Here is a 16,054-nt window from a genome sequence, read left to right as displayed (position 1 = left end):
GGAGAGAGCCGAATGATCAAGAAGACATTCACCGTCAACGGGGCCGTGCGGACGCTGGCCGTCAACCCGGAGGACACCCTGGCCGACGTGCTGCGCGAGCAGCTCATGCTGACCGGCACCAAGGTGGGTTGCGGTCAGGGCCAGTGCGGCGCCTGTAACGTCATCATGGACGGCAAGCTGGTCCGCTCCTGCATCACCAAGATGAAGCGCGTGCCCGAGAACGCCGAGATCCACACCATCGAGGGGCTCGGCACCGCCGACCACCTGCACCCCCTGCAGCTCTCCTGGATGGTCCACGGCGGCGCCCAGTGCGGCTTCTGCTCGCCGGGCTTCATCGTCTCCGCCAAGGCGCTGCTCGATTCCAACCCCAAGCCGAGCCGCGACGACGTGCGCGAGTGGTTCCAGAAGAACCGCAACGCCTGCCGCTGCACCGGCTACCAGCCCCTGGTGGACGCCGTCATGGACGCCGCCAAGGTGCTGCGCGGCGAGCTCTCCATGAAGGACCTCGCCTTCAAGCTGCCCAAGGACGGCCGCATCTGGGGCTCCGAGTACCCCCGCCCGAGCGCCGTGGCCAAGGTCACCGGCGCCTGGGACTTCGGCGCCGACCTGGGCGTCAAGATGCCGAAAGACACCCTGCACCTGGCCCTGGTCCAGGCCGAGGTCTCCCACGCCAACCTGAAGGGCATCGACGCCTCCGAGGCCCTGAAGATGCCCGGCGTGCACAGCGTGCTCACGCACAAGGACGTCAAGGGCAAGAACCGCATCACCGGCCTCATCACCTTCCCGACCAACAAGGGTGACGGCTGGGATCGTCCCATCCTCTGCGACGAGAAGATCTTCCAGTACGGCGACGCCATCGCCATCGTCTGCGCGGATTCCGAGAAGAACGCCCGCGCCGCCGCCGCCAAGGTCAAGGTGGACCTCGAGCAGCTGCCCGAGTACATGAGCGCGCCCGCGGCCATGGCCGAGGACGCCATCGAGATCCATCCCGGCACGCCCAACGTCTACTACATCCAGAAGATCGCCAAGGGCCCGGAGACCGCGCCCATCTTCGAGAAGGCGGACGTGGTGGTGGAGGACGACTTCTACGTCGGCCGCCAGCCGCACCTGCCCATCGAGCCGGACGTCGGCTTCGCCTACCTCGACGAGGACGGCAAGCTCAACATCCACTCCAAGTCCATCGGCCTGCACCTGCACCTGTACATGATCGCCCCGGGCCTCGGCGTCGAGCCCGAGAAGATGGTCATGGTCCAGAACCCCACGGGCGGCACCTTCGGCTACAAGTTCAGCCCGACCATGGAGGCCCTGCTCGGCGTGGCCGCCCTGGCCACCGGCCGCCCCGTGCACCTGCGCTACAACTACCAGCAGCAGCAGGCCTACACCGGCAAGCGCTCGCCCTTCATCACCAACCTGCGCTTCGCCGCCAAGAAGGACGGCACGCTGCTGGCCCTGGAGAGCGACTGGACCGTCGACCACGGCCCCTACTCCGAGTTCGGCGACCTGCTGACGCTTCGCGGCGCCCAGTTCATCGGCGCGGGCTACAACTTCCCGAGCATCCGCGGCGAGGGCCGCACCGTCTGCACCAACCACGCCTGGGGCGCGGCCTTCCGCGGCTACGGCGCGCCGGAGAGCGAGTTCCCCTCCGAGGTGCTCATGGACGAACTGGCCGAGAAGCTGGGCATGGACCCGCTCGAGCTGCGCTACAAGAACTGCTACCGCAAGGGCGCGACCACGCCCACGGGCCAGGACCCCGAGGTCTACAGCCTGCCCGAGATGATCGAGATCCTGCGGCCCAAGTACAAGGCCGCCCAGGAGAAGGCCAAGAAGGAGTCCACCGCCGCGATCAAGAAGGGCGTGGGCGTGGCCATCGGCGTGTACGGCTCCGGCCTTGACGGCCCGGACACCTCCGAGGCCGACGCCGAGCTGAACGCCGACGGCACCGTGACCATCTTCGACTGCTGGGAAGACCACGGCCAGGGCGCCGACGCCGGTACCCTCGGCGTGGCCCACGAGGCCCTGCTGCCCCTGGGCCTCGCGCCCGAGCAGATCAGGCTGGTCATGAACGACACCAGCAAGGCCCCGAACTCCGGCCCGGCGGGCGGCAGCCGCTCCCAGGTCGTCACGGGCCAGGCCATCAAGAACGCCTGCGAGAAGCTGCTCGACGCCATGCGCAAGCCGGGCGGCGGCTACCGCACCTACGACGAGATGGTCGCCGAGAAGATCCCCACCAGGGTCAACGGCAAGTGGACCGCCCCGGCCAAGGACTGCGACGCCAACGGCCAGGGCAGCCCGTTCTGCTGCTACATGTACGGCGTGTACCTCATGGAGGTCGCCGTGGAGACCGCGACCGGCAAGGTCCAGGTCGAGGGCTGCACCATCGTGGCCGACGTCGGCAAGGTGAACAACAAGCTGGTCGTCGACGGCCAGATCTACGGCGGCCTGGCCCAGGGCATCGGCCTGGCGCTGACCGAGGACTACGAGGATCTGAAGAAGCACTCGACCCTCGCGGGCGCGGGCTTCCCGTACATCAAGCAGATCCCGGACAACATGGAGATCATCTACGTGGAGACCCCGCGGCCCGACGGTCCGTTCGGCGCCTCCGGCGTGGGCGAGATGCCCCTGGCCGCCCCCCACGCCGCCGTGATCAACGGCATCTACAATGCCTGCGGCGTGCGCATCACGCACCTCCCGGCCCTGCCCGAGAAGGTCCTCGCCGGACTGAAGGGGTAGTCCCGGAACACAGGACATAACTGTCCACCTCCAGCACCTTGTGGGGTGGGCGCGCGAAAGCGTGCCCACCCCACGCATTTTGGGGGAGGGGGCCCCCCTCGGGATTCCGCTGCAAGGGAGGGCTCCTCGCCCTCCCTTGACCCTCCCCGGCAGGAAGGGGCTCCTCGCCCCTCCCTGCACCCACCCTCGCAAGGGCCACTGGCCCTTGCCCCCCCTTCGCCCGCGATACGCCGGGCAATGGACATGGGCGGTCCGGGCGTGGAGGGGCACGGATGGAGCAGGGCGGTCGAGCGCCGTGGAATGGCCGTGAAGATCGGGCCGGATTTTTCTTCTCCCGCCGTTTCCGGCGGGAGAAGAAAAATCCGGCCCGCACCATCTCCTTTGCCAGCATCCATGCCCGCAAGCGCCCCTGAAGGCTCTCGGCAAAGGAGAGGGAAGAGGCTCACGACAAGCTGTCGGTCCACGGGCACACTCATTCCTGGGGCTTGCCACGCCCAGGTTTCGTTTGCCCGGCCTGACCGGGCGCCGTGCGCGCAGGAGTCGAGGCAGCGCCTCGCGCGGGGTGGGTCCAGGGCGGGGGCGCGCAGCCCCCGCCCTGGCCGCCGGAGGCTATTCGGCCTCGGCGAGCCGTTCGAGGTCGTCCAGGGGGATGCAGTCGATGCCCATGGCGAGCATGTCGCGGACGTTGGCCTGGGCGACGTCTGGGGCCTGGGCGGAGCAGGCGTCGGTGACGACGATGGTGTGGTAGTCGCGGGCCATGGCGTCGGTGGCGGTGGCGCGGATGCAGTTGGGGTACTGGGTGCCGCCGACGAGGAGGGTGCGCACGTTCAGGCGGCGCAGCAGGGCGTCGAGCGGGGTGTCCAGGAAGGCGCTGTAGCGGGTCTTGGGCAGCAGGTATTCGCCGGGCAGGGGGGCGAGGGCGGGGATGATCTCGGCGCCCTTGCTGCCGGTGACGCAGATGCCGGTCCCCTGGCTGAAGAGGTGGCGGCGGGGGATTTCCGCGTCGCTGCCGTCCGGCCTGTGCAGGCGGTGGACGTGGACGACGGGCCATGCGCGGGCGCGGGCCAGGGCCAGGAGGCGGACCAGCGTGGGCACGGTGGCCTCGGCTCCGGCCACGCAGGCGGGCGCGCCGGGCAGCACGAAGTCGTTCTGCATGTCCACGATGGCCAGGGCCACGGCCTGGGGCAGGGATTTCTGCTGTGCGTTCATGGCCTGGAGGATAGGCCGGAAGGGGCGGCCGTGTCTACGAGAGGGGAAGGCGGCGGGGGATCAGGGCTTGCTTGCGGAGGAGCCGGGCAGCGTTTCGTCCGAGTTCCCGGCGGAGCCCTCGATTCCGCCGAAGCGGCGCTGGCGGGTGGCGTAGTCGGCCAGGGCCTTGTCGAGTTCGGCGGGGGAGAAGTCGGGCCACAGCGTGTCGGTGAAGTAGAGTTCGCTGTAGGCGGCCTGGAAGAGGAGGTAGTTGGAGAGCCTGAGTTCGCCGGAGGTGCGGATGACGAGGTCCGGGTCGGGCTGGCCCACGGTGTAGAGGCGTTGCGCCAGGGCCTCCTCGGTGATCTCGTCGGCGGGGAGCCCTTCCTCCACGCAGCGGCGGGCGGCGCGCACTATCTCGGCGCGGCCGCCGTAGTTGAGGGCGAGGTTCAGGATCATCTCGGAGTTGCCAGCGCTCTTGCGTACGGCGTGGTTCAGGATCTGGCGCGCGGCGAAGGGCAGGGCCTGCATCTCGCCGAGCACGAGCAGGCGGATGGACTGGGACATGAGGTTGGGCAGCTCGCGCGTCAGGAACTCGGTGAGCAGCTTGAAGAGGAAGCCGACCTCGTCCTGGGGGCGGGCCCAGTTCTCGCTGGAGAAGGTGTAGAGGGTGAGGTGGCGCACGCCGAGCTCGCGGCAGCGGGTGATGACGGCCTTTGCGGCCTCGGTGCCCGCGCGGTGCCCCTCGCTGCGCGGCAGGCCGCGGGCTTTCGCCCAGCGGCCGTTGCCGTCCATGATGATGGCGAGGTGTTGCGGCAGCAGCGTGCCTTGGGAAGGCGACATGGAGCCTAGATCTCCATGATCTCTTTTTCTTTGTCGCCCAGGACCTGCTCGGCCTTCTTGATGTAGCCGTCGGTCAGCTTCTGGATCTCGTCCTGCCCCTTGTGCAGGTCGTCCTGGGTGATGTCCTTGTCCTTTTCCTTCTTCTTCAGGGTCTCGTTGCCGTCGCGGCGGATGTTGCGCACGGCGACCTTGGTCTCCTCGGTGTACTTCTTGGCCAGCTTGACGAGTTCCTTGCGGCGCTCCTCGGTGAGGGGCGGGATGTTGATGCGCAGGACCTTGCCGTCGTTGACCGCGGACAGGCCGAGGTCGGAGGTCTGGATGGCCTTGTCGATGAGGGAGAAGGCGTTGCGGTCCCAGGGCTGGATGGTGATGCTCCGCGAATCCGGGACTGCGATGGAGGATATCTGCGGCAGCGGGGTGGGGGTGCCGTAGTAGTCGACCTTGATGTTCTCGACCAGGGCGGTGGAGGCGCGGCCGGTGCGCAGCCTGCCGAACTCCCGCTTGAGGTTCTCCACGGCCTTGTTCATCTTGTCTTCGGAGTCCTTGAGCACGGATTGCATGACGTTAGCCTCCTGTAACCGTCGTTCCGATGTCCTCGCCGAGGGCGACCTTGCGTATGTTCCCGGTCTGGAAGAGGTTGAATACGACGATGGGCAGGTTGTTGTCCATTGCCAGGGAGATGGCGGTCGAGTCCATGACCTTGAGGCGCCGCTCCAGGGTCTGGAGGTAGGTGATCTTCTGGAACATGACGGCGTCGTCGTGCTTCATGGGATCCTTGTCGTAGACTCCGCTGACCTTGGTGGCCTTGAGGATGGCCTGGCACTTGAGCTCCGCGGCGCGCAGGGCGGCGGCGGTATCGGTGGTGAAATAGGGGTTGCCGGTGCCCGCGGCGCAGATGACCACGCGGCCGTGCTCCAGGTGGCGGACGGCGCGGCGGCGGATGTAGGGCTCGCAGACCTCGCGCATGGCGATGGCCGAGAGCACGCGGGTCTCGACGCCGAGCTTCTCCAGGGCGTCCTGCACGGCCAGGGCGTTCAGCACGGTGGCCAGCATGCCCATGTAGTCGGCGGAGGCGCGGTCCATGCCCGCGGCGGACTCGGACATGCCGCGGAAGATGTTGCCGCCGCCGATGACCAGGACGAGCTGCATGCCCATCTGGGAGACCTCGACGATCTCACGGCCGATGACGTCGAGCGTGGCGGGGTTGATGCCGAACTTCTGTTCGCCGGCCAGGGCTTCGCCGGAGAGCTTGAGCAGAACGCGCTTGTAGCGGAGAGATTGCATGGTCCATCCTCGGGCCGGTGGAGCCGGCGGGGTTTGCTGGTTCAAGTGGTACAATCTTCGCCCCGCCAAGGCAATCCGGCGTGGTGGGCGGGGGCGGGCAAAAAAAAGCGGGCCTTTCGGCCCGCTTCGTTGTCGCTACTCGGCGGCGTCCTGCTGGTCTTCACCCAGGGCCATTCGCACGAAGCGTCCGATCTGGATGTTCTCGCCCAGCACGGCGACCAGCTCGTTCAGCAGGTCACCGATGGAGACCTTGTCGTCCTTGATGAAGGGCTGATCGAGGAGGCAGACTTCCTTGTAGAACTTCTTCAGGCGGCCATCGACGATCTTCTCGGCGATGTTCTCGGGCTTGCCCTCGGCCATGGCCTGGTGCTTGTAGATCTCCTTCTCCTTGGCGAGAAGGTCGGCGGGCACTTCCTCGGAGCGCAGGCAGATGGGCGCGGCGGCAGCGATCTGCATGGCCACGTTCTTGGCGAACTCCTGGAACTTGTCCGAGCGGGCCACGAAGTCGGTCTCGCACTTGACCTCGACCATGACGCCGATCTTGCCGTTGGTATGGATGTAGCTGCCGATGATGCCCTCGGAGGCGGCACGGCCGGCGCGCTTGGCGGCCTTGGCGATGCCCTTCTCACGCAGCCACGCGATGGCCTTCTCCTCGTCGCCGGCGCACTCGCCGAGGGCCTTCTTGCAATCCATCATTCCCGCGCCGGTCTTGTCGCGCAGGTTCTTCACCTGGGTGGCGGTGATGCTCATGAGACTTAGTCCTCCTGGCCGGCGGCGCCGGCGTCTTCGGTCTCGGGCTTGTCCTCGGCGGCGGCCTTGGGCTCCTCGGCGCCGCGCTCCTTCTGGCCGGCGGCGCCCTCGAGGCAGGCGTCGGCCATGTGGGTCACGAAGAGCTTGATGGCGCGGATGGCGTCGTCGTTGCCCGGAATGACGTAGTCGATGACGTCGGGATCGCAGTTGGTGTCCACGACGGCCACGATGGGAATGCCCAGCTTGCGGCATTCCTGGACCGCGATCTCCTCACGCTTGGGGTCGATGATGAAGGCGGCCTGCGGCAGGCGGTCCATGGCCTTGATGCCGCCCAGGTTGGCCTGCAGCTTCTTCAGCTCCCGCATGAGCATGGAGACTTCTTTCTTGCCGTAGCGGTTGATGGAGCCGTCCTCGACCATGGCCTCGAGCTTCTTCAGGCGGTCGATGCTCTTGCGGATGGTCTGGTAGTTGGTCAGCGTGCCGCCCAGCCAGCGGTTGGTGATGAAGGGCATGCCGGCGCGGTCGGCCTCGGTCTTCACGGACTCCTGCGCCTGGCGCTTGGTGCCGACGAAGATGACGTTGCCGCCCTCGGCCACGGTCTGGGCGAGGAAGTCGTGCGCCTTCTGGAAGAGCTTCACGGTCTGCTGCAGGTCGATGATGTGGATGCCGTTGCGCGCGCCGTAGATGAAGGGGCGCATCTTGGGATTCCAGCGCCGGGTCTGGTGTCCGAAGTGGACGCCGGTCTCCAGCATCTGCTTCATGGTAACGTAGGCCATCTTGAGACTCCTTGGGTTTTTCCTCCACCCCGTACCTGGACCCGCCGACGCGGCGGGCAACCCTGAGATCGCGGGGTGTGCGTTTTTGGGAACCGAGGTATCTAAACAAATTCCCCGAAGATGGCAACCCCCGCGCGGCGCCCGGGGGAGCCGCGCGGGGGGTGCCGGAAGAACTACTGCACGGTGTGCTTTTCCTCGATCGTGACCGGGGTGCCGACCACGGGGTTGATGAGCAGGCCCACCTCCTCGATCTCCACGCGCACCTCGTCGCCGTCCCTGATGGGGCCCACGCCCTCGGGCGTGCCGGTGAGGATGACGTCGCCCGGGGAGAGGGTCATGATCGAGGAGACGTAGGCGAGGAGCCTTCTCGGCCCGAAGATCATGTCCGCGGTGCTGCCTTCCTGGCGCACCTCCTCGTTGACCAGGGTGCGCAGCACGAGGTTGTCCGGATCGGGCACCTCGGTCTCGATCCAGGGGCCGATGGGGCAGAAGGTGTCGAAGCCCTTGGCGCGGCCGAAGAGCTGGTCGCGCTGCTGCAGGTCGCGGGCGGTGACGTCGTTGGCGCAGGTGTAGCCGAAGATGTACTCGTCCGCGTTCTCCTCGGCCACGTTTTTTGCGTTCCTGCCCACGACCACGGCCAGCTCGCCCTCGTGGTCCACGCGCGAGGAGGCCTCGGGCAGGATGATGGCCTGGCCCGCGCCGATGACCGCGGAGGGCGGCTTCAGGAACAGGCGCGGCTCCTCGGGCACGGAGTGGCCGAGCTCGGCGCCGTGGGCGCGGTAGTTGATGGCCGCGCAGACGATCTTGCTGGGCATGACCACGGGCAGCACGGAGAGGTCGCGCAGGGGGATGGGGTCGGTGTAGCCGAGCTCCTTGTTCAGGCAGACCACGCTGTCTTCGAGGAGGGAGGCGTAGAATATCCTGCCCTGGTGCAGGACGCGGAGGATGCGCATGGGAGGACCTCGGCGGGTTCGGGTTGCGGGGGCTCGACTTTCCCTACCAGTCGCGCCCGTCCGTGTCCAACTTCGGCGGCGCGCGGCCGCCTCCTCCGGCCCGCGCGCGGGCCGGAGAGAGGGTGCGTCCGGACGGAGCTAGATGGAGATGACCACCGGGATGACCACGGGGTCGCGGTCCAGCACCTTGCGGAAGAAGCGGCGCAGGGAGGAGCGGATGCGCTCCTTCAGCTTGTCGATCTGGTTGGGCGGCACGTTCTCGTAGATGTCGAGGACGATGCACTTGGCGTCTTCCAGATAGTGCGCGTAGGTCTGCTCGAAGATGAAGCCCTTGGAGAGGATGTCCGGGCCGAGGGTTATCTCGCCCGTGGCCTCGTCGATGACCAGGTTGACGATGACCAGCCCCTCGCCGCCGAGCAGCTGCCGCTCCTTGAGCACCGTGTGGCCCACGTCGCCCACGCCCTTGCCGTCCACGTAGATGGACTCGACCACGATCTTCTCCTCCAGGCGGATGGTGCCGTCCGGCAGGAAGGTCACGGGCTGGCCGTCCTCGACGACCAGGGAGCGCTCGGGCGCCACGCCGCGCTCCACGGCCAGGCGGCGGTGCTTGACCAGGTGGCGGTACTCGCCGTGCACCGGGATGAAGAACTTGGGACGCACGGCGTCGAGCATCTGGCCCAGCTCGGCCTGGTAGGCGTGGCCCGAGGCGTGGATGCCCGCCACCCGCTCGTAGAGCACCTCGGCCCCGAGCTTGTAGAGCCGGTTGATGAGCCGGGTGATGGCCCGCTGGTTGCCCGGGATGAAGCGCGAGCTCATGATCAGCAGGTCGCCCTCGTGCACCCGGATCTGCCGGTGCTCGCCCATGGCCAGGCGCGAGAGGGCGGAGAGCGGCTCGCCCTGCGACCCGGTGAGCAGGATGACCATCTCGCGGTCCGGGAAGCGCGGCACGTCGTCGAGCTGCACGTAGACCCCGGGCTTGATGCGCAGGTGGCCGAGCTCGCGGGCGATGTCGATGTTGCGCCACAGGCTCCGGCCGCTGGCGGCCACCCTGCGTCCGTGCTTGGCGGCGAGGTCGAAGATCTCCTGCAGCCGCTGGATGTGGCTCGAGAAGAGGGTGATCAGGATGCGGCCGTCGGCCTCGGCGAAGATGGTGTCGAAGGTGTGTTCGATCTCGCGCTCGGTCAGCGCCCGGCCCTCGGACTCCACGTTGGTCGAGTCGGAGAGCATGAGCGTCACGCCGGGCTCGGAGAAGGCGCGGAAGGCCTCCATGTCCGTGGCGTGGCCGTCCAGCGGGTGGCGGTCGATCTTGAAGTCGCCGGTGTGCACGATGCGGCCCGCCGGGGTCTCGATCCCCAGGCCGAAGCCCTCGATGATGGAGTGGCAGACCGGGATGAAGGTGCAGGCGATGTCCCCGAAGACGAGCCTGTCGCCGCCCTGGACGGGCTTGAGCGTCACGTAGCGGTCCAGGTCGTGCTCCTTGAGCTTGCTCTCGACCAGGGCCAGGGTGAAGCGCGAGCCGTAGATGGGCACGTCCACGAAGGGCATGAGCCAGGGCAGGGCGCCGATGTGGTCCTCGTGGCCGTGGGTCAGGACGATGGCGCGGAGCTTGTCCTTGTTGGCCAGCACGAAGTCGAAGCGGGGGATGACCACGTCGATGCCGAAGAGGTATTCCTCGGGGAACATGAGCCCGCAGTCGATGAGGATCATGCCCTGGGCCGTGGAAAGCAGCATGCAGTTCATGCCGATCTCGCCCAGGCCCCCCAGCGGATAGATGGTCAGGCCCCCGTGCGCGGCTGGATCAGCCATTGTGAAGCTCCCGGTATGCGTCGTTCATGACGCGGTAGAGGTCGTCGCGGAAGGCCTCGCGCTGCTTGAGCGTGTAGCGGCCCGTCGTCTCGATGGGCGCGAGCGCCCGCACGCGCACCGGTCCGGGGTGGACGCGCAGGCTCTTCTTGCGCAGCACGCGGGCCGTGCCGGAGATGATCACCGGGACCACGGGCAGCCCGGTCTTCAGCGCCAGGATCATGCCGCCGATCTTGAATTCCTGCAGGTCCTCGGGCTCTTCCGGCGCGCGGGTGCCCTCGGGAAAGATGATGATGGAGATGCCTTCGCGCGCCTTCGCGGCCGCGCGGTCCAGGCTCTTCATGGCCTTCAGGCTGTTGCCGCGGTCGATGGCCACGTGGCCCACGCGGCTCATGGCCCAGCCGAGCACCGGGATGGAGAAGAGCTCCTGCTTGGCCACGAAGCGCACGCTGTGGGCGTGCAGCACGGCCAGGAGCAGCAGGATGTCCAGCTGGCTCTGGTGGTTGGCCATGAAGACGTAGGTCTTCCCCGGCTCGAGCGCGTCGAGCTCGGCCGAGACGCGCGCGCCGAAGCAGAACAGGGCCAGCCCCCCCCAGACCTTGTGCACCCAGTCGCAGGTGGACGGGGCGACGATCGACAGCAGGGCGAGCAGGATCGTCGCCGGCAGGAAGACGAGCCAGATGAGCAGATTGTGAAACATGCGGCAGAACCTCTCGGGGCGGAGAGTACGGAAAAAGGCGGCCGCGAACAAGGGGCGTCTCGGGAAAACACGGCAGGCAAGCGCTTCGGCGGGATGGCACGGGGGTTGCTCAATGGTCCTCCAGCAACGGGAGGACGTCATGATTCCGACACTGCAAAGCGAACCCATGCCCTTTGTGCCGCCCCTCGGGCTCGCCGAGGAGGGGCTGCACCAGCTCGACTACCAGGACATCGCCATCTCGGCCGAGGCGCTGCGCATCGTGCGCGCGGCGGGCCAGGCGCTCTTCGAGCGCTGCCTGCCCGGCGGCCCCCAGGTGGCGCCCGCCCACGCCCTGTCCATGTTCCTGGACCGCGTCATCTTCAACGAGCGCACCGGCGAGCTGCTCATGTGCGCCGACGTGCCCGGCAGCAACGTCTGCCTGCCCATCCCCAAGGGCCACTGGGGCATGCGCAACAAGGGTCGCCTGCAGTAGCGGACGGCTTCGCGGCGATGCGCGTGACGGGAAACCGTCGCGTCCGCCCGGGATGGAAAAAGGGACGGGAAGCCTCGGCTTCCCGTCCCTTTTCGCGTCTTCGGCCCTCTTCGGCCGTCTTCGGGCGTTGCGCCGCGCTAGTCGGCCGCGAAGTCCACGGTGTAGCTGAAGTCCTTGGCGTCCAGGCAGTTCAGCGTCCGGCCGTCCACCTGGGCGAAGGGATACATGAAGTAGTTGACCAGGCCGCCCTGCTGCGGCGGGTTGAAGAGCACGCCGCGCGCGCCCTTCTCCAGGGTGACGCGCAGAAGGTCGTCGCCGCCCCAGAAGAACTCGCGCCACATGGCCGTGTCCTTGTCGCCGAGCTTCAGGTCGTGCACCAGCATCATCTTGCGCACGTCGGCCGGATCGGCCTTCACCCAGCCGGTGCCCGGCAGGTAGAACTCGGCCCAGCAGTGGAAGGCGGAGGTCACGTCGCCGCTCTTGGGCGAGGCCAGGCGCAGGCCGTAGACGTCGCGCGCGGGCACGCCCGCGGCGCGGCACAGCGTCACGAAGACGGCGCTGATGTCCGCGCACTTTCCGCCGCCCTTCATCTCGGTCAGCGTGCGCCCGGGGACGGCCAGGCCGCAGCCCTGGACGTCGGGGTCGCGGAAGGTGTTGTCCACGGTCCAGTCGTAGATGGCCCGGGCCTTGGCCAGGATGGTGCGCTTGCCCGCGACGATCTTCGCGGCCTGGGCCTTGTACTGGTCGGCGGGCACCCACTCGGTGGAGGCCAGGTAGCGCGCGGCGATGGGCGCGGGCACGGGCAGGCCCATGTCCTTCAGGCCCGTGGCCTTGGCGTAGCGGGGCTCGGCGTGGAAGCTCATGACCGCGAAGGGCTTGGCCGTGAGCCGCGTCCATTCGGCGTAGAGGTAGGTGGCCCCGGAGAAGGGGTCCGTGTACACGGCCGAGCGGTCGTAGTTGCCGCTGACCTGCATGTCGGAGACGGTCTGGTCGTCGTTCGACATGGGGTAGGGCAGCCAGAGCCTGGCCGAGTGCGAGTCGGGCAGCACGCTCGGCTTCACGGTCACGGTGAAGGTGCCGCCCTTGGCCGCGGCCAGGGCATAGGCCGGGAGCAGGACGAGGCAGAGGACCAGAAGAAGGCGGACGATGCGCATGCGGTCTCCTTGCGATGGCCGCGCGGGCCGGGCCTGCGCGGGGTGCGGGTTAATCCGACGCTTTAGGAATGATAAGCGGGCACGCTACCCCGAAAGCGCGTGGCTGGGCAACATCGCAGGGATATTATTGATGAATCCTATCCAGTGGCGCGCCGTCGGAGGCGAAATCCTATCGCATCGCGCGAGTCGTCCCCGCGCGGCCACGAAAAAAGGGGCGCCCCTGCGGGCGCCCCTCGTGCATGCGTCTTGCGGCGCGGTCCGCCGTGCCGCCGTCGCTGCCTACTCCTCGCCGCGCGACTTGCGGTACTCGGCCACCACGCGCTCGGTCACGGGCGGCGGCGCCTCCTCGTAGTGCGAGAACTCCATGGCGAAGACGCCCTGGCCGCCGGTCATGGAGCGCAGGTCCGGGGCGTAGCGCAGGATCTCGTTCATGGGCACGTGGGCCTTGATCTCGGTGACGCCGCCGGTGGAGTCGGAGCCGAGCACCTTGCCGCGGCGCGAGGAGAGGTCGCCGATGATGTCGCCCATGTACTGGTCGGGCACGGAGACCGAGACGGTCATGTAGGGCTCGAGCAGCTTCATGCCCGCAATCTCGCAGGCCTTCTTGAAGGCCAGGGAGCCCGCGATCTTGAAGGCCATCTCCGAGGAGTCCACGTTGTGGTAGGAGCCGTCGTAGAGCGTGGCCTTGAAGTCCACCACCGGGTTGCCGGAGAGGACGCCGCGCGCGGCCGACTCCTGGATGCCCTTGTCCACGGCCGGGATGTACTGGCGCGGAATGGAGCCGCCCACGATGGCGTCCTCGAACTCGTAGCCGCCGCCGTGGGGCCTGGGCTCGAAGCGCACGAAGCAGTCGCCGAACTGGCCGCGGCCGCCGGTCTGCTTCTTGTGGCGGCCCTGCACGTCCGCCTTGCCCTTGATGGTCTCGCGGTAGGGGACCTTGGGCGTCTTCAGCACGATGCCGACCTTGAAGCGGCGCTTGGCCTTCTCCACGGCGGTCTCGATGTGCAGCTGGCCCATGCCCGAGAGCAGGATGTCGCCCGTCTCCTCGTCGCGGAAGAGGCGAAGCGAGATGTCCTCGTCCAGGAGCTTCTGCACGGCCTGGAAGACCTTGTCCTCCTCGCCCTTTTCGGCCGCGGCCAGGGCGTAGGTGATGAGCTGGCCGGGCACGGCCGGACGGTCGAGCACGAAGCGCGCCTTCTCGTCGCACAGCGTGTCACCGGTGCGGGTGTTCTTGAGCTTGGCCACGGCCACTATGCCGCCAGGGCCCACGGGCTCCTTGCAGGGCACGGTCTCCTTGCCCTTCAGGTAGAGGAGCTGGCCGCAGCGTTCCTTGCCGTCGCGGTCGGGGTTGGCCAGGCTCATGTCCGAGGCGAGCGTGCCGGAGAGCACGCGCAGCACGGAGAGCTGGCCCGCGTAAGGGTCGGCGATGGTCTTGCAGACGAAGGCCGCCACGGGCTCGTCCGGCGTCGAGGGGCGCGTCGCGCCGTCGTCGCCCACCCAGGGGGCGTGGAACAGGGGCGAGGGCAGGAGGTCCTGGATGATGTCGAGCAGCAGGCCGCCGCCCTTGTTCTCCAGGGCGGCGCAGACCACCACGGGCACGACGGCGCCCGCGGCCACGCCCTTGGCCAGCCCCTCGGCCACCTGCTCGGGCGAGAGGGCGCCCTCTTCCAGGTAGGCCTCCATGAGCGCCTCGTCGGACTCGGCGATGTTCTCGACCATGGTCTCGCGCATGAGCTGCGCGTTGTCCGCCATGTCGGCGGGGATGGCGGCCGGGGCGACCCCGCCCTTGTCGTCGAAGGTCATGGCCGTGCCGCCGAGCACGTCGACCACGCCGGAGAAGGACTCGCGCTGGCCGATGGGCAGGTGCAGGAGGACCGGGCGCACGCCGAGCTGCTCGTTGATGCTCGCGTAGGCCGTGTCGAAGTCCGCGCGGTCGCGGTCCATCTTGTTGATGACGATGACGGCGGGCAGCCCCGCCTCCCTGATCTGGCTCCAGACCTTGCGGGTCAGGGGCTTCACGCCGTCCACGGCGTCGATGACCAGGATCGCCGCGTCGGCCGAGGCCAGGAGGTAGGTCATGTCGCCTGTGAAGTTGTTGTCGCCGGGGATATCTATGAGGAAGTGCGGATTCTTTTTCCAGGAGAGACGGGTGAAGGCGGGCTGGGTGCTGCCGCGTCGCTTGATCTCCTCGGGCTCGAAATCGAGGTTCGTGGTGCCGTCCTCGATCTTGCCCATCCGGTCGATCTCGCCCGCGGCGAAGAGGAGCATTTCCGCCACCGATGTCTTGCCCGAGCCGCCATGACCGACCAGCGCATACGTGCGCTGGCCTTTGAGAATGTCCAGCATGCCGCACTCCTTCGATGTCTGCTTGAAGCGTCCGTCAGAATCCTTTGCCAGTGTCTCCCGCTTTGGAGTATGAGTTCCCGGTGCAGTTTCCGAGGATACAAGGTATAGGGAGTGTGACGCGAGGTTGTCAAGCGTTGCAAGTCCGGAATCGCCATGTTACATGCGCGAAATAATTGGTTATCCGGCAGGATATCGCCCTGTCGGCCAGGAGGAATGGATATGCGTTCGTTGTGTCTTTGGCTGCTTCTCGCAGCCCTGGTCGGCGGGGTCGCCGCATGCGGCAACCTGACGCCCGTCGGCGCGGTCTACAACACCGCCGTTGACGAGCGCAGCTATGCCCAGCAGTCCCAGGACCGGGGCATCAGGACGTCGATCGAATCCGACTACGCCACGGACAGCGACGTGAGCTATTTCGGCATCTCGGTCTTCGTCTACCTGAACGACGTCTACCTGGTGGGCACCTACGACAACGCCCAGGAGAAGGACCGGGCCATCCAGATCGCCAGGGGGACGGACGGGGTGCGCCGCGTCTACACCTACCTGCTGCCCTCGTCGGCCTCCTCGTGCGACTTCGTGGACAAGAGCGAGGTCCGGGCCGACCTCAACTACGAGCTCTACGGCACCAAGGGCGTGACGGCCACGAACATCGACGTGGCCACGCCGCAGTGCAACGTGGTCCTGCTCGGCATCGTGGGCAGCCAGGCCGAGATCGACAAGGCCATCGCCGTGGCCAAGAAGGTGCAGGGCGTGCGCGAGGTCAAGTCCTTCCTGCGCACCATGCCCAGGGCCGGCGGCACCGCGCCGAGCGCCACGCCGGAGTCCGGCACGGCGACCGGCAGGAAGACGTCCGCCCCTTCGTCCACCACGTCCTCGCCGTCATCCACCGGCACCACGTCACCCGCCAAGTCCGCCCCGGCGGAAAGGACCCTCTCCCAGTAGTCCGCAGGAGCTGCAAGACGTAAATAAAGACGGCCGTCCCGCAACGCGGGACGGCCGTCTCATTTTTCATTCCCTCTCCAACTTCAAGGCCGCTCAAAAAGCGTCGGATGCAAGGA

Annotated in this window: 14 protein-coding genes; 3 read left to right on the top strand and 11 right to left on the bottom strand. The window is 67.6% G+C overall.

The genetic code is table 11. The features are described 5' to 3' along the window. Positions 1-12: 12 nt before the first annotated feature. Positions 13-2,730, top strand: coding sequence for a molybdopterin-dependent aldehyde oxidoreductase (locus DSX2_RS02105; RefSeq protein ID WP_020879379.1), 2,718 nt, complete (start codon positions 13-15; stop codon positions 2,728-2,730). 609 nt (positions 2,731-3,339) lie between these two features. On the opposite strand, the gene DSX2_RS02100 is transcribed toward DSX2_RS02105, so the two are convergent. The 9 genes from DSX2_RS02100 to DSX2_RS02060 all read right to left on the bottom strand — a co-directional run bounded on the left by DSX2_RS02100 (position 3,340) and on the right by DSX2_RS02060 (position 11,027). Next, positions 3,340-3,939, bottom strand: coding sequence for a cysteine hydrolase family protein (locus DSX2_RS02100; protein ID WP_020879378.1), 600 nt, complete (start codon positions 3,937-3,939; stop codon positions 3,340-3,342). A 60-nt stretch (positions 3,940-3,999) separates the two neighbouring features. Further along, positions 4,000-4,761 (bottom strand): isoprenyl transferase, encoded by a 762-nt coding sequence (locus tag DSX2_RS02095; protein ID WP_020879377.1) that lies wholly within the window; start codon positions 4,759-4,761, stop codon positions 4,000-4,002. Between the two features lie 5 nt (positions 4,762-4,766). Continuing rightward, positions 4,767-5,321: a ribosome recycling factor gene (gene frr / locus DSX2_RS02090; protein WP_020879376.1), complete on the bottom strand. Its 555-nt coding sequence runs from the start codon at positions 5,319-5,321 to the stop codon at positions 4,767-4,769. A gap of 4 nt (positions 5,322-5,325) precedes the next feature. Further along, entirely contained in the window at positions 5,326-6,045 is a 720-nt protein-coding gene (gene pyrH, locus DSX2_RS02085) for a UMP kinase (RefSeq protein WP_020879375.1), read from the bottom strand. A gap of 135 nt (positions 6,046-6,180) precedes the next feature. Continuing rightward, complete coding sequence (gene tsf, locus DSX2_RS02080; RefSeq protein ID WP_020879374.1) at positions 6,181-6,795, bottom strand: translation elongation factor Ts; 615 nt, start codon at positions 6,793-6,795, stop codon at positions 6,181-6,183. Positions 6,796-6,800: 5 nt separating this feature from the next. Beyond that, positions 6,801-7,571, bottom strand: coding sequence for a 30S ribosomal protein S2 (gene rpsB / locus DSX2_RS02075; RefSeq protein ID WP_020879373.1), 771 nt, complete (start codon positions 7,569-7,571; stop codon positions 6,801-6,803). Positions 7,572-7,744: 173 nt separating this feature from the next. Next, the gene (locus DSX2_RS02070) at positions 7,745-8,524 is read right to left on the bottom strand and encodes a fumarylacetoacetate hydrolase family protein (protein WP_020879372.1); all 780 of its coding nucleotides are present in this window, start codon (positions 8,522-8,524) and stop codon (positions 7,745-7,747) included. 138 nt (positions 8,525-8,662) lie between these two features. Continuing rightward, the gene (locus tag DSX2_RS02065) at positions 8,663-10,330 is read right to left on the bottom strand and encodes a ribonuclease J (protein ID WP_020879371.1); all 1,668 of its coding nucleotides are present in this window, start codon (positions 10,328-10,330) and stop codon (positions 8,663-8,665) included. Next, positions 10,323-11,027 (bottom strand): 1-acyl-sn-glycerol-3-phosphate acyltransferase, encoded by a 705-nt coding sequence (locus tag DSX2_RS02060; RefSeq protein ID WP_020879370.1) that lies wholly within the window; start codon positions 11,025-11,027, stop codon positions 10,323-10,325. Before DSX2_RS02060 ends, DSX2_RS02065 begins: the two co-directional genes overlap by 8 nt. 139 nt (positions 11,028-11,166) lie before the next feature. Here DSX2_RS02060 and DSX2_RS02055 point away from each other — a divergent pair, with 139 nt between their 5' ends. Next, a complete protein-coding gene (locus DSX2_RS02055) occupies positions 11,167-11,499 on the top strand; it encodes a hypothetical protein (protein ID WP_020879369.1) in 333 nt (110 codons plus the stop codon). Positions 11,500-11,636: 137 nt separating this feature from the next. Here the strand turns inward: DSX2_RS02055 and DSX2_RS02050 are convergent, their stop codons facing one another. Continuing rightward, the gene (locus DSX2_RS02050; RefSeq protein ID WP_020879368.1) at positions 11,637-12,653 is read right to left on the bottom strand and encodes a transglutaminase family protein; all 1,017 of its coding nucleotides are present in this window, start codon (positions 12,651-12,653) and stop codon (positions 11,637-11,639) included. 279 nt (positions 12,654-12,932) lie between these two features. Further along, complete coding sequence (locus DSX2_RS02045) at positions 12,933-14,999, bottom strand: elongation factor G (protein ID WP_020879367.1); 2,067 nt, start codon at positions 14,997-14,999, stop codon at positions 12,933-12,935. A 219-nt stretch (positions 15,000-15,218) separates the two neighbouring features. Between DSX2_RS02045 and DSX2_RS02040 the strand changes: the two genes are divergently transcribed. After that, entirely contained in the window at positions 15,219-15,938 is a 720-nt protein-coding gene (locus tag DSX2_RS02040) for a BON domain-containing protein (RefSeq protein WP_020879366.1), read from the top strand. Positions 15,939-16,054: the final 116 nt, after the last annotated feature.

The organism is Desulfovibrio sp. X2 (assembly GCF_000422205.1).
Lineage (GTDB): Bacteria > Desulfobacterota > Desulfovibrionia > Desulfovibrionales > Desulfovibrionaceae > Alkalidesulfovibrio.
The sequence above is the reverse complement of the archived record's forward strand: the minus strand, read 5'-3'. Positions and strand labels throughout refer to the sequence as shown.